Here is a 13635-nt window from a genome sequence, read left to right on the forward strand (position 1 = left end):
ACTTCCGCAACGGTTCAGCCGGGCTGCTCGACTGGCAGGCGGTGCGGCGTGGCCACCCCGGCCGCGAACTGTCCTACACACTGGTCACGGGTATGGCCACCGCCGATCGGCGATCCAGCGAACGCGAGCTCCTCGCGGTCTATCGGGCCGCCCTGGCCGCTGCCGACGGCCCGGAGCTGGACGCGGACGAACTCTGGCTGCGCTATCGGCAGGGCGCGCTGTATGCCTACGTGGCGCCACTGATCACCGCGGGCATGGGCGGCATGCAGGACGAAGGCATTGCCCTGGAAGGACTTCGACGCGGAGTGGCCGCGCTTTCTGACTTGGGCACCGTCGCCGCGTTGAGGCAATCGCTGTCGACGTAGATTTCTCGTCATGCGGATGACGGTGCTCGGCAGCGGTGGATGGATTCCCACCAGCTCCCGCCAGACCAGCTGCTATCTGATCACCTCTGGAACCGAGGCATTGATCCTGGACGCCGGAACCGGTTTCGGCGCCTTGCACATCAACCCATCCCTACTGAATGGCATCGAGTCGGTGACGGTGGTGCTGAGCCACTTCCATCTCGATCACGTGACCGGTCTGGGATTCGTCAGCGGCCGAGCGCTGGGCGGCCGCGAGCTCACGATCGCCGGCCCGGGTTCGATGGCCTACGGTCGGCCGACCCGCTCGATCGTGGAGGGGCAGCTTCTGGCGTCTCCGTTCCAGACCACGTCGCCGCTGGCGTCGGCTCGCTGGGCGGAGTTGGGTTGGGACACGCTGGGTTTCGCCGGGCATGAAATCGAAACGTGGGAGCAGACGCGCCATCCGCTGCCATCGGCCGGGTTCCGGGTCGGCGACCGCTTCGCCTACTGCACCGACACCGAGTTCGACCCGGTGACGGTTCGACGTGTGACAGGTGTGGCGACATTGCTGCACGAGGCATGGGAGCCCAGTGCGGCGGAGCGCGGACACACGTCTGGCGAGGAGGCTGGAACGATCGCCGCTCAGGCCGGCGTGGAGCGCCTGCTGATCACCCATAACCATCCCCTGCCCGGAGTTGCCGAACGCACCGCCGAAGCAGCTCAGGCTCACTTCGACGCCACCCTGCCGGCCGCCGACGGAGCCATTCTCGAGCTGTGAACGGCACGATTCGGCCACAATTGGTACGGTCGCACAACACTGCAATTCATCGGCATCGTTGCTGTTCAGCGGCTTTTCGGAGCTGCTGAGACTGCTGTGCGGTTAGCTGGGTCACAGGACGGTCCTTAGAAAGCTGCCGCATACTAGACCCAAGTACCAATCAGCGCCTGAGCACAATCAGCCGGTCTGGCGCCGACCTCATGAAACAGCCGAGATTGTGGTGAACGCACTGCAGCGATCCGACCCCAAGCATCGCCACCGCGCGACGACGCCGAAGACCCGTCGCCGCACGCTGCTGCATGCGGTTGGCTCGGTGGTGGCCGCAGGGGCCCTGCTGGCCACCGGGTCTGGCTACTGGATGGCGCACGGCGTGCTGAGCGGGATCACCGTCTCTCAGGCGCTGAGCCCCGAGGATCCGAAATCCACCGGCAACGGGATGAACATCCTGCTGATCGGGCTCGACTCCCGCAAGGATCAGAACGGCGACGATCTGCCCTGGAGCGTGCTGAAGCATCTGCACGCCGGCGATTCCGATGACGGCGGCTACAACACCAACACGTTGATCCTGGCTCACATCGGACCCGACGACAAAGTGTCGGCCTTCTCGATCCCCCGCGACGACTGGGTCGCGTGGAACGGAGTACCGGGCTACAACCACATCAAGATCAAAGAGGCCTACGGGCTGACCAAGCAGTACGTCGAGCAGAAAATGATCGACAAGGGTGTCAGCGACCAGAAGCAGCTGGAGACCAAAGGGCGCGAGGCCGCCCGCGCAGCGACGCTCAAGGCGGTGCGAAAGTTGACCGGGGTGCCGATCGACTATTTCGCCGAGGTCAATCTGGCCGGCTTCTACGACCTGGCCAGCAGCCTCGGCGGAGTGGACGTCTGCCTCAAACACGCTGTGTACGACGAGTACTCGGGCGCCGACTTCCCGGCCGGGCCGCAGACATTGGATGCCGGGCAGGCGCTGGCGTTCGTTCGGCAGCGCCACGGCCTGGAGAACGGCGACCTGGACCGGACGCACCGCCAGCAGGCCTTCCTCTCCTCGGTCATGCACCAACTCCAGGACACCGGCACCTTCACCAACCTCGGCAAGTTGAAGGGCTTGATGGCGGTGGCACGCAAAGACGTTGTGCTCTCGGCCGGCTGGGACGAGGACATGTTCCGCAGGATGGGCGCGCTTGCCGGCGGATCAGTCGAGTACCGAACGTTGCCCGTTGTGCGATACGACAACATCAACGGCCAAGACGTCAACATCGTCGACCCGGCGGCGATCAAAGCCGAAGTGGCAGCGGCCTTCGGGACATCATCGACCGCGTCGACGACCGACGTCGGCACGCCTGATTTGTCAACCGTGGTCGACGTGGTGAACGCCAGCAGCGTCGGCGGCCTGGCCAGCAAGTTGGCCCGCACACTCAAGCGCGACGGCTACAACACCGGCTCGGTACGCGACCGGGTGCGCGGTGAACCCACTACGACCGCAATCGAATACGCGCCGGGCGCCGACAAGGACGCACGCGAATTGGCAAGCATGCTGGGCATCGACGCACCCGACAAGCCAAATCGCGCACTGGAGTTCGGGCACGTCCAGGTGGTCGTCGACGACAGTTTCTCGCTTCCCAGCCAGGACGAGTCCACGACCGAAACCACTACGCCGGCATCGATTTACGGCAATTACGGGTGGAAATCCGCAACCACCACGAGCACGACCGAACCGGCACCCGATCGAGGTGTGCCGATCGGTGGTGGCGGAGTCCCCTGCGTCAACTGACCTCTCGGAGCAAGAAGGCCAGCACTACGCTCTCGAACGCCTCTTTCGCCTCGATCATCGCCCAGTGGCCGCAGTTGGGGAACACATGCAACTCGGCGTTCGGGATGGTCCGCATCGGGAGCAACGCCATGTCCAGCGGGCTGACCCTGTCGTCGCGTCCCCAGGTGATCAGCGTCGGCGCCAGAACCCGGTGCATGACGGCCCACGGTTGCGGACCCTTGGACGACTCCAGAGCCTTCATCATCTGGGTGAAGGCTTCCTTGCCGTACATCCGCCGCGCGCCGGCCAACGTCGCCGGATCGGTTGCATGACTCCACCGCTCCTCGATGAGTTCGTCGGTCACGATCGCCGGGTCATAGACCATCGACTGTAACCACCGAATCAGCCCCTCGCGGGTGGGATCGTCGGTGAACTCCTGCAGTAACCGGATGCCTTCTGCGGGACCAGGAGTCAGGATGTTGCGGCCGATACCGCCGATGGTCACCAGCCGTCGCACCCGCTCCGGGTGGGCGATCGCATAGTTGATCCCGACCCCGCCGCCCATCGAGTTACCCACGATGTCAACGGTTTTCAAATCGAGCGCGTCACCGAATCGCACCACCGCATCCAGCGCTGTGATCATCGGATGGCCGCCGAAGTCATCGCTGACTCCGAAACCGGGGAATTCCAGAATCAGGCAGCGGAAGGACTCGGCGAAGGTGCCGAGCACGCCGCGGAAGTTCCGCCAGCCCGTCACACCCGGGCCAGATCCGTGCAGCAGCAACAGCGGACGACCGTCGGCCGGGCCGGCTTCGTGGTAGCGGAGGACGCCGGCGTCGGTGCCGACTTCGCGTAAGGAGCCTTCGTAGGTAAGACTCACGCGTGGGTGCCGCCGTCGATGCGAATTTCGGTGCCGGTGATGAACGCGCCGTCGTCGGAGACCAGCATCGCAATCACGCCAGCCACCGCCGACGGGGCGGCCATGCCGGTACCGCTGGACTCCTCGGTCGTCGGCAGGATCGGCATCAACCTGGTGAACAGGCCCCAATCCGCGTCTTGCGGAATGTATCCGCCGGTGGCATCGGTGATTCCGGACTTGATACTTCCGGGCGCCACACACACGGCGCGCAGTCCCTTACTCGCGTACTCCAGCGCCAGCGCATGGGTGAACGACTGGACGCCGCCTTTGCTCGCCGCGTAGGCCGCCATGTAGGGGTGCGCGAATGACGCTGACGTGGAACTGAAGTTGACGATCGCGCTGCGCGGATTCTGCAGAAGGTTCGGGATGGCCTCGCGAACCACCAGAAACGTCCCGGTCAAATTGATCCCGATGATTTGGTTCCACTGCTCCAGCGCCATCTGTTCGGTGTGCACGGCACGCAGGATCCCGGCGGCGTTCACCACCGAGTCCAGACCACCCAGCGTGTCGACCGCCGAGCGCACACCTTCGACCACCGAAGCCTCTTCGCCGATGTTCATCTCCAGCGTGGTCAGCCGCTCACCCGTACCGGCCTCCGCGGCGCGGGCGCGGGTTTTCTCCAGCCCGTCGGGGGCAACGTCGGCGCCGACGACCGCAGCACCTTCGTCCAGCAGGCGCAGCGCGGTCGCTTGACCAATTCCCGAGGCCGCGCCGGTCACCAGAATCCGGTTACCTGCTAAACGATTCATCTACGCGCTCCTGTTCAAGGTCACTGTCCCATAACATATTTCATCGTCGGACCAGCGGTCCATCCACCGTCGACGGCGATCTCGGCGCCGGTCACATAGGCGGCATCGTTGGACAGCAGGAAACCGACGGCGCCGGTGATGTCGCCCGACTCCGCAATCCGGCCCATCGGGGTGTTGGGGTAGTTGCCCTCACCGGGCTGGATGCCGATGTCGACGGTCATCGGGGTGTACACCATGCCGGGGTGCACGGAGTTCACCCGGATGCGGTCCGGCGCCAACTCGACAGCGGCGATCTTCGACAGGCCGCGCACCCCCCATTTCGACGCGCCGTAACCCGCGGTGAAGGCCAAGCCGAACATGCCTGCCGCAGAGGAGATGTTGACGACCGACCCCCCGCCGCCCTCGCGCATCGGCTTGATGACCGACTGCAGGCCGTTGAACACCCCCGTCAGGTTGATATCCACCACCTTGCGGAAGTGCGCGAGCGGTTCGTGTTCGATCAGCTGCCCGGTCGATACTCCGGCGTTGTTGACCAATCCGCTCAGGGAACCGAACTCGTCGAGGGTGAATCGGACGGCGGCCGCCCACTGCTCTGCGTCGGTGACGTCGAGGTGGATGTAGCGGGCCTGCGGGCCGAGTTCACCGGCCAGCCTGGTTCCCTCATCGTCCAGCAGGTCAGCCAGTACCACGCTGCCGCCGCGCTCGAGTATCAGCCGCGCAAACGCCGCGCCCAGCCCGCCCGACCCGCCGCTGATCAGCGCGACCTTGCCGGCCAGCTGACCTGAATTACTCTGCATCGCAATCACTTTCTGCCTTCAGCCTTGGTCAGGGCAAATCCCTTGTAACTGGAGTCCGCCACCTCGGCACAGATTTTGTTGTAAGCGGCGAAGCCACCGATGAACAACATGAACACTCTCGGCTTACCCGGATCGTTAGCGCCCATGTACCAGGAGTTGGCTTTGGTGAACAACGATTCCTCGGCCCGATGCGCCAATTCCGCGGCCCAGCCGTCCACCGCGTCTGTGGTCCGGCGCCCACCACCGTCGCGTCCAGAGGTTCGTCAACCGTCACAAGGAGCACTGTAGGTAAGGCGCCGGCCAGGCCACCGCGGTTTCCCGGTCATTGGACACCACACCCGACAGCAGAGGATTCCGCCCGCTCATCGGGATTGGCCGCGAACAGGCCGTGCTCTGCGGTAGACCATCACTAGGCCTACACAACGAAGGACGCCGACATGAGCGAACGTGTACTCGACCGAGTGATGGACCTGGCCGACCAGATGCGCGAACAGGCTGACAGCGCCGAACAATTAGGGCGGCTCACCGACGACACCGTCAAGATGATGAAGTCCGCCGGTCTGATCCGATTGCTCCAGACCAAGCAGTACCAGGGCTTCGAGGTTCACCCGCGCGAATTCGCCGAGACGACCATGGCGACCGCGGCCCTCGATCCGGCCGCCGGTTGGATCGTCGGCGTCGTGGGTGTGCATCCCTATCAATTGGCCTACGCCGACCCGAAGGTCTCCGCCGAGATCTGGGCTGACGACGTCGACACCTGGATGGCCTCGCCCTATGCACCCCAGGGTGTTGCCCGGCCCGTCGACGGCGGCTGCATCTTCAACGGCCGCTGGCAGTTCAGCTCCGGCACCGACCACTGCGACTGGATCATTCTGGGCGCGATGCTCGGTGACGAGAAGGGCATCCCGCTGATGCCGCCCCAGATGGTGCACATGATTCTGCCGCGCAAAGACTACGAGATCATCGACGGCTCCTGGGATGTGGTCGGGCTGCGCGGAACCGGATCCAAGGACGTCGCTGTCAAAGACGCGTTCGTACCCAGCTACCGAACGATGGATGCCGCCAAGGTGATGGACGGCACCGCGCAGCGCGAAGCCGGCATGACCGAGCCGCTCTATCTGATGCCGTGGTCGACGATGTTCCCGCTCGGGATTTCCGCGGCGACCATCGGCATCGCCGAAGGCGCGCTGGCTGCTCACCTGGACTACCAGCGAGCTCGGGTCGGGGCCACCGGCACCGCGATCAAGGACGACCCCTACGTGATGTACGCGGTCGGTGAGGCGGCGGCCGACATCAACGCGGCACGGCAGGAGCTACTCACTAACGCCGACCGGATCTACGACATGGTGGCCGCGGGCAAAGAGGTGTCCTTCGCAGACCGTGCGGCCGGCCGGCGCACCCAGGTCCGCGCCGTGTGGCGCGCGGTGTCCGCCGTCGACGAGATATTCGCGCGGTCCGGTGGCAACGCGGCGCGGATGGACAAGCCGCTGCAGCGGTACTGGCGTGACGTACATGTCGGCCAAATGCACGCCATCCATGTCCCGGGCACCACCTATCACGCAGCCGCGCTCAGTTCGGTCGGTGTCGAGCCACCCGAGGGCCCGCTGCGGGCGCTGATCTAGGGAGACCGACCGTGAGCGATCTGCAAAGCCTCGGCTACATAACCATTTCCAGCAACGACATCGACCGGTGGCGTCAGTTCGCCTTCGGCGTCCTCGGCTTCGCCGAAGGCAAAGGACCTGACCCTTCGGCGCTGTATCTGCGAATGGATGAGCGGGCCGCACGGATGATCGTGGTGCCGGGCGACGCCGACCGGGTGCTGACTGTCGGCTGGGAGGTACGCGATCACCGCGCGCTGCAGCGGGTCGTCGCGGCTCTGGACGGCGCCGGGGTGCCCTTGAAGAAACTGTCAACCGATGAGGCCGAAGCCCGTCGGGTCGAAGAAGTGATCACGTTCGACGACCCGGCCGGCACGACACTGGAGGTGTTTCACGGTGCTGTGCTCGATCACAGCCCGGTTGTCACACCGTTCGGCGCATCGTTCGTGACCGGCAGTCAGGGCTTGGGTCACGTCGTGCTGCCCGCGACCGATCCCAACGCACTCTTCGAGTTCTACACCGACGTACTGGGTTTCCGTTCCCGTGGCGCATTCCGTGTTCCACTGCCCAAGGAATTCGGCCCCGTGCGGGTGCGCTTCCTCGGCATCAACGAACGTCATCACAGCCTCGCGATTGTGCCGGCCGCACATCAACGCGATCCCCGTCTGGTCCACATCATGGTCGAGGTGGACTCCTTAGACGCGGTTGGTCAGGCCTTGGATCGCGTCAATGCCGAAGGCTTCCAGCTGTCGTCCACACTCGGGCGCCACACCAACGACAAGATGGTGTCGTTTTATGTCCGCGCGCCCGGCGACTGGGACATCGAGTTCGGCACCGACGGTCTGCGAGTCGACGAAACCTCCTACACCGCAGAGGAAATCACCGCCGACAGCTATTGGGGCCATCAGTGGGTCGGCGAGATGCCGGCGGCCATGCGGCTGTGAATGTCGCATACGGCCCACGGCGGGTCGCCCCGACGCTGCAGCAGATGCGACCGCTGCTCCCTCATCGTCCTGCACTGACACGACCGGCCTTGCAATACGCATGATCCTCGACCCGCAACTCGCCCCCCTGATCGAGGCGCTGGACGCCGGGTTCCCGCCGGTTCACACCATGACCGGCGCCCAGGCACGGGCGACCATCAGGTCACGGTTCGTGCCACCCCGCGAACCCGAGCCGGTGGCCGACATCCGAGACGCGACCGTCCCGGGGCCAGGCGGCGACATTTCAGTACGGGTCTACCGGCCCGCACGCGGCGGCCACCTGCCGATCCTCGTGTACGCCCACGGCGGCGGCTTCGTTTTCTGCGACCTGGACAGCCACGACGGCCTCTGCCGCGACATCGCCAATCGTATTCCGGCATTGGTGGTTTCAGTGGACTACCGGCTGGCTCCGGAACATCAGTGGCCTGCAGCAGCCGAGGACGTGTACGCCGTGACGCAGTGGGCGGCGGATCAGGCGGAGAACCTCGGGGGTGACGCGCGGCGCATTGCGGTGGGCGGTGACAGCGCAGGAGGGAATCTGGCCGCCGTCACCGCATTGATGGCGCGCGACCGCGCAACTCGTCCGCCCACGGCACAGATGCTGCTGTACCCGGTGATCGCTGCCGACTTCGACACCGAGTCGTATCGGTTGTTCGGCAAGGGTTTCTACAATCCCGAGCCGGCAATGCGCTGGTACTGGGATCAGTACGTACCCGACGCCGCCGACCGGGAGCACCCCTACGCGTCGCCGCTCCGTGCGGATCTGACGGGTCTACCTCCCGCAGTCGTTGTCATCGCCGGCCACGACCCGTTGCGTGACGAAGGCATCGCTTTCGCCGACGCTCTCGACGCCGCGGGGGTGACCACCGCACGATGCGTCTTCGACGGCGGCATTCACGGATTCATGACAATGCCCACGCTCGGCATCGCACAGCAGGCCCGACAGCAGGTCTGCGCGGAATTGTCCCGGCTGCTGCGTGAGCCGTGACGGCCCCTCGGGACCGAACGCCCTACGTACGGGCGGGGGCCAGACGCTCGAGAGCCAGCCCGCCTTCGAACGGCCGGTAGGCGAAGGCAGCGGGTGCGAGATATCCGGTGTCCTCGAGCGGTGTGTGCACCTCGGCGACGGTGGGACCGATCTCGTTGGCGACGGGTGCCAGCGCTTCGAGATCGAAGCGGTACAACTGACCTGCGTTACCTCCCAGGATCTTTCGGCACTCATCCTCGGACCGGTCGTGCAGTGCCCAGCGAATGGTCAGCTTGGAGTGCGGCGTGAAACCTTCCTCATGGGGATAGTCACGGCCCCACATGATGTGGTCGGCCCCCAGGAAATCGATCATCCCGGATTCATAAGGCGTCAGTTCGCTGGCCAAATAGCAATTGCGCCTTGCGTATTCGGTAGGCGTCAGTCTCAGCGCGTCCGCCGTGACCGCAAGATACTCATCTCGGCCAGCGGACACTTCCGTCAGACAACTCCCCGCAGGCCGTCGGCGCCGAACGCCGGCTCGAGCATCGCGGTGAAGTCCGGACCACGGCGCAACAGATGCCCGCCGTCGACGTTGATCACCTGACCGGTGACCCAGCCCGCGGCGTCGCTGAGGAGGAACATCGCCATGTTGGCGATGTCTTCGGCCTCCCCGACCCGGGGCAGCGGCGTACACGCCGCGTAGTCCTCGGACAGTTCGGGCGAGTCGGTGATCGGGGCGACCATGTCGGTGCGGATCAGGCCCGGGCGGATGCTGTTGACCCGCACCCAGGATGGGCCGAGTTCGTCGGCGGCCAGCTGCATCAGATGGTCGAGCCCGGCCTTGGTGACGCCGTAGGCGCCGAACCATCGGTGGGTGTTGCTGGACGCGATCGACGAGATGCCGACGAAGGATCCGCCACCGCTGCGTACCATTTCGCGGGCGCAATGCTTGAGAACGTACATGCTGCCGTTGATATTCAGGTCCACGGTGCGCCGCCAGGCGTCGGAGTCCATCTGGGTGAGCGGACCGATGGTCAGCGATCCGCCGGCACAGTGCACGGCGCCGTGCAACCGGCCGTGCCATGCCGTGGCGGCTTCGACCGCGCGGGCGACTTCGTCTTCATTGGTGACGTCGGCGGGTTCGTAGCGAATCTCGCCGCGCTGGCCCGCGCCGATCTCCTCGACGGCCGCTGCCAGGCGGTCGGCATTGCGGCCGATGATCATGACCGATGCCCCGGATGCGACCAGGCCGGCGGCGACCCCTTTACCGATGCCGCTGCCACCGCCGGTCACCAGGTAGGTGCGGTCCTCAAACGAAAGCTGCATGCCGACCCCTTGGTGCCTTCAGTGGCGAAACTGGAACAGGTTCTAGTTATACAGCGTGCCCGAGCCAGAAGCCACGGCCGTCATCGAGGCAGGATCGCAGCCCAGGCTCCTGCTTCGCGCTCGAAACCCGACGGCTAGGGGGTGTCCTTGCGGGCGATCTTCGTGGGCTTCGGGTTACGCCAATCCTCGACGTCCGGCGGCAGCCCGACGGGATAGCGATTCTCGTTGTGCGCGGCCCAGTGCGCGTGACCCAACTCGTGGATGTGGAAGGCGTGCCGCAACGCTTCGGTGAAGCCGGTCGCGTCGGACGCGGCATTGACCGAGTCTTTGACCAACAGCGCAGCCATGGTCGGCCGCTCGGCGATCCGGCGGGCGAATTCGAGTGTCTTGTCGGCCAAGTCGTCGGCCGGGAAAACCTTGGACACCATGCCGAGCCGGTAGGCCTCGTCAGCGTCCAGCGAGTCACCGGTCAGCAGCAACTCCTTGGCTTTGCGTGGGCCGAACTCCCAGGGGTGAGCGAAGTATTCGACGCCGGGCATCCCCATCCGAACACCCACCACGTCGCTGAATTTCGCGTTGTCGGCGGCGACGATCAGGTCGCACGCCCAGATCAGCATCAGGCCGGCCGAGATTGCGTTGCCCTGCACCTGGGCGATGGTGATCTTGCGAAGATCACGCCAGCGGCAGGTGTTCTGGAAGAAGTAGTGCCACTCCTGCAGGTAGACCTTCTCCATGACGGCTTCACGGGTGCCGCCGTTGCTCCGGAAGCTGGGCAGCTGCGCATCGCCCGGAGCCCGCTCCGCCAGCGCCAGCTCCGAACCCAGGTCGTGGCCGGCGGAGAAGTTCCTGCCGCGGGCGGCCAGGATCACCACGCGTACGGCGTCGTCGGCCTCGGCGCGCAGGAACGCTTCGTCGAGTTGTACGAGCAAGCCGCGGCTCTGCGCGTTGTGCGCCTCGGGGCGGTTCAGCCAGATCCGCGCGATACGGCCCTCGTCGAGAGTTTCGTAAGCCACCAACTCATCGGAGTCTGACATCGGCCACCTCATTCGCCTCGGCTTCGCCTATGGTCTCGGGAGTTACACATTACGACCACGCCGTAACGCCGCCACGTCGGGGTTGCAGCGCCCTGAGCGGTTGATCACGCACTTCGCCTACAGTTATGTCATGCCCGCCAAATCTGACACCAGCGAAATCGAAGACGTGGAGCCGTTGCCCGACGACACCGCAAGCCAGGCCAGGCGTGTCGTCGCGGCCTATGCGAACGACGCCGACGAGTGCCGCGTGTTCATCGCGATGCTCGGTATTGGACCCTCGAAGATCGAGGTGTAAGTGCCCCGCGCGGGCGGCGAGGACTCACAGAGTCCTTCCGCCGGTGTCTCCGACTTCGTCGTCGTCGCCAATCGGCTGCCGATCGACATGGAGCGACTGCCCGACGGCAGCACGAACTGGAAACGCAGCCCGGGTGGTCTCGTCACCGCGCTGGAGCCGCTGCTACGCCGTCGTCGCGGTGCCTGGATAGGGTGGCCCGGCGTCGCCGACGACGACGTGGATGCCATCGACGAGCCGATCGACGATGAGGACCTCCGGCTGTTCCCCGTGCGGCTCTCGGCCGACGACGTCGAGGAGTACTACGAGGGATTCTCCAACGCCGCGCTGTGGCCGCTGTATCACGACGTCATCGTCAAACCGATCTACCACCGGGAATGGTGGGACCGCTACGTCGACGTCAACCGCCGGTTCGCCGAGGCCGCGGCGCGGGCCGCCGCCGATGGCGCGATCGTGTGGGTGCAGGACTATCAGCTTCAGTTGGTGCCGGCGATGCTGCGCGAACTGCGGCCCGATCTGACGATCGGGTTTTTCCTGCACATCCCCTTCCCGCCGGTCGAATTGTTCATGCAGATGCCGTGGCGCACCGAGATCATCAAGGGTCTGCTCGGCGCTGATCTGGTCGGCTTCCATCTGGCCGGCGGCGCGCAGAACTTCCTCATCCTGGCGCGACGCCTGCTCGGCGCGAGTACCTCCCGCGGCTCGGTCGGGGTGCGTTCACGCCTCGGCGAAGTGCACCTCGACGATCGCGTCGTGCGGGTGGGGGCGTTCCCGATCTCCATCGACTCGGCCGAACTCGACCAGAAGGGTCGTGACCGCGGCATCCGCAAACGGGCCAAGGAGATCCGCGCTGAGATCGGAAATCCGCGCCGAATCATGCTCGGCGTCGACCGATTGGACTACACCAAGGGCATCGACGTCAGGCTCAACGCGCTGTCCGAACTGCTGGCCGAAGGCCGCGTCAAAGGTGAAGACACCGTGCTGGTTCAGCTCGCCACCCCCAGCCGCGAACGGGTGGAGAGCTACCAGAGATTGCGCGAGGACATCGAGCGTCAGGTCGGCCACATCAACGGCGAATACGGCGAGGTCGGCCGCCCGGTGGTGCACTACCTGCATCGCCCGATCCCCCGCGACGAACTGATCGCCTTCTTCGTGGCCGCCGACGTGATGCTGGTGACCCCGCTGCGAGACGGGATGAATCTGGTGGCCAAGGAGTACGTCGCGTGCCGCAGCGATCTCGGTGGCGCGCTTGTGCTCAGCGAATTCACCGGCGCCGCAGCCGAACTCACACAGGCCTACCTGGTGAACCCGCACGACCTCGAGGGTGTCAAAGACGCCATCGAGGCGGCGATCGGTCAGCCTGAGACCGAGGGTCGACGCCGGATGCGGGCGTTGCGGCGGCAGGTGCTTATCCACGATGTCGACCGGTGGGCCCGGGCATTTCTGGACGCACTGGCCGCCGAGCAGCCGTCAAACAGCTGAATCCATGGTGCGGCAGTTGGCGCACTGCGATAATCGATGCATGGCGCTCATCTCCCGCGGCCTGACCGCTGCCGCAGCCATGACACTCGTCGCCGTCGGAACATCCATTCCCGCACAGGCGCTCGGCCCGCCGCCGGACGGCATGTACACCTTCACCGAGGCCGGCGTGCCCGCGACGACGTGGAAGATCTCCGCGCTGTGTGACGCCCCGTCGCGGCAACGGGCGATCCCCGACTTCAGCGACCCCGTGATTGCCGCCGACCTGTGTGCGCTGAACGTCAGCAGCACCACCGCCCGGGTGATCAGCCGTTCGGAGAAGATGGCGAATTACGTCGGCCGGGCCCGATTGGCAAGCGATCTATGGACGTTTCAGGTCCCCAAGAACAACGGCGTCGCATGCCCGGACGGCAGCACGGCGGCTTCGACGGACACCTACGCGTTCGACGACGTGTCGCTCACCGGCACGCACACCAGCATTCACGGCGACGTCTGCGGTCTGCAGCCGGCCATGACGAAGACGCCGTTCTCGCTGGCGCTCACGGGACCTCTACCTAATCCGGTCGACCGTTATCCGTTGAACTGCAACGAGATCGGGCAGTGCCGCTGACACCGAGGA

General features: G+C 65.5%; 14 protein-coding genes and 2 pseudogenes. 9 read left to right on the forward strand and 7 right to left on the reverse strand.

The annotated features are described in order from the left end of the window. The 3 genes from CYU59_RS06285 to CYU59_RS06295 form a co-directional block, all read left to right on the forward strand. Positions 1-365, forward strand: a 365-nt coding sequence (locus tag CYU59_RS06285) for an oxidoreductase family protein (protein WP_292980475.1), incomplete at its 5' end; no start/stop codon positions are given. Between the two features lie 10 nt (positions 366-375). After that, the gene (locus CYU59_RS06290) at positions 376-1122 is read left to right on the forward strand and encodes an MBL fold metallo-hydrolase (protein WP_292980476.1); all 747 of its coding nucleotides are present in this window, start codon (positions 376-378) and stop codon (positions 1120-1122) included. Positions 1123-1351: 229 nt separating this feature from the next. Further along, positions 1352-2893: an LCP family protein gene (locus CYU59_RS06295; protein WP_292980824.1), complete on the forward strand. Its 1542-nt coding sequence runs from the start codon at positions 1352-1354 to the stop codon at positions 2891-2893. Here the strand turns inward: CYU59_RS06295 and CYU59_RS06300 are convergent. The 4 genes and pseudogenes from CYU59_RS06300 to CYU59_RS06315 form a co-directional block, all read right to left on the reverse strand. Beyond that, the gene (locus CYU59_RS06300) at positions 2886-3752 is read right to left on the reverse strand and encodes an alpha/beta fold hydrolase (RefSeq protein ID WP_292980478.1); all 867 of its coding nucleotides are present in this window, start codon (positions 3750-3752) and stop codon (positions 2886-2888) included. The two genes, CYU59_RS06295 and CYU59_RS06300, sit on opposite strands and share 8 nt — an antisense overlap. Further along, positions 3749-4540, reverse strand: coding sequence for an SDR family NAD(P)-dependent oxidoreductase (locus CYU59_RS06305; protein ID WP_292980480.1), 792 nt, complete (start codon positions 4538-4540; stop codon positions 3749-3751). The genes CYU59_RS06300 and CYU59_RS06305 overlap by 4 nt, the downstream gene beginning before the upstream one ends. A gap of 20 nt (positions 4541-4560) precedes the next feature. Continuing rightward, complete coding sequence (locus tag CYU59_RS06310) at positions 4561-5337, reverse strand: SDR family oxidoreductase (RefSeq protein WP_292980482.1); 777 nt, start codon at positions 5335-5337, stop codon at positions 4561-4563. 5 nt (positions 5338-5342) lie between these two features. Continuing rightward, positions 5343-5567: pseudogene (locus CYU59_RS06315) on the reverse strand (cyclohexanone monooxygenase); the annotation flags it as partial. Between the two features lie 207 nt (positions 5568-5774). Between CYU59_RS06315 and CYU59_RS06320 the strand changes: the two are divergent. From CYU59_RS06320 to CYU59_RS06330, 3 genes are all read left to right on the forward strand, one after another. Continuing rightward, positions 5775-6959, forward strand: coding sequence for an acyl-CoA dehydrogenase family protein (locus tag CYU59_RS06320; RefSeq protein WP_292980484.1), 1185 nt, complete (start codon positions 5775-5777; stop codon positions 6957-6959). An 11-nt stretch (positions 6960-6970) separates the two neighbouring features. Continuing rightward, entirely contained in the window at positions 6971-7879 is a 909-nt protein-coding gene (gene bphC, locus CYU59_RS06325; protein ID WP_292980485.1) for a biphenyl-2,3-diol 1,2-dioxygenase, read from the forward strand. A 100-nt stretch (positions 7880-7979) separates the two neighbouring features. Continuing rightward, a complete protein-coding gene (locus tag CYU59_RS06330; RefSeq protein WP_292980486.1) occupies positions 7980-8906 on the forward strand; it encodes an alpha/beta hydrolase in 927 nt (308 codons plus the stop codon). Positions 8907-8928: 22 nt separating this feature from the next. On the opposite strand, the pseudogene CYU59_RS06335 reads toward CYU59_RS06330, so the two are convergent. The 3 genes and pseudogenes from CYU59_RS06335 to CYU59_RS06345 form a co-directional block, all read right to left on the reverse strand. Next, positions 8929-9345, reverse strand: a pseudogene (locus CYU59_RS06335) (amidohydrolase family protein); the annotation flags it as partial. 38 nt (positions 9346-9383) lie between these two features. Continuing rightward, positions 9384-10211, reverse strand: a complete 828-nt coding sequence (locus CYU59_RS06340; protein WP_292980488.1) for an SDR family oxidoreductase — start codon at positions 10209-10211, stop codon at positions 9384-9386. A gap of 134 nt (positions 10212-10345) precedes the next feature. After that, a complete protein-coding gene (locus tag CYU59_RS06345) occupies positions 10346-11245 on the reverse strand; it encodes an enoyl-CoA hydratase (protein ID WP_292980492.1) in 900 nt (299 codons plus the stop codon). Positions 11246-11375: 130 nt separating this feature from the next. On the opposite strand from CYU59_RS06345, the gene CYU59_RS06350 reads away from it, so the two are divergent. Genes CYU59_RS06350 through CYU59_RS06360 form a run of 3 tightly spaced genes read left to right on the forward strand, consistent with a single transcriptional unit; the run spans position 11376 to position 13626 of the window. Continuing rightward, the gene (locus CYU59_RS06350) at positions 11376-11540 is read left to right on the forward strand and encodes a hypothetical protein (protein WP_292980495.1); all 165 of its coding nucleotides are present in this window, start codon (positions 11376-11378) and stop codon (positions 11538-11540) included. Then, positions 11541-13019 (forward strand): trehalose-6-phosphate synthase, encoded by a 1479-nt coding sequence (locus tag CYU59_RS06355; RefSeq protein ID WP_292980498.1) that lies wholly within the window; start codon positions 11541-11543, stop codon positions 13017-13019. A gap of 40 nt (positions 13020-13059) precedes the next feature. Further along, the gene (locus tag CYU59_RS06360; RefSeq protein WP_292980501.1) at positions 13060-13626 is read left to right on the forward strand and encodes a hypothetical protein; all 567 of its coding nucleotides are present in this window, start codon (positions 13060-13062) and stop codon (positions 13624-13626) included. Positions 13627-13635 lie beyond the last annotated feature (9 nt).

This window comes from Mycobacterium sp., assembly GCF_002863225.1.
Lineage (GTDB): Bacteria > Actinomycetota > Actinomycetes > Mycobacteriales > Mycobacteriaceae > Mycobacterium.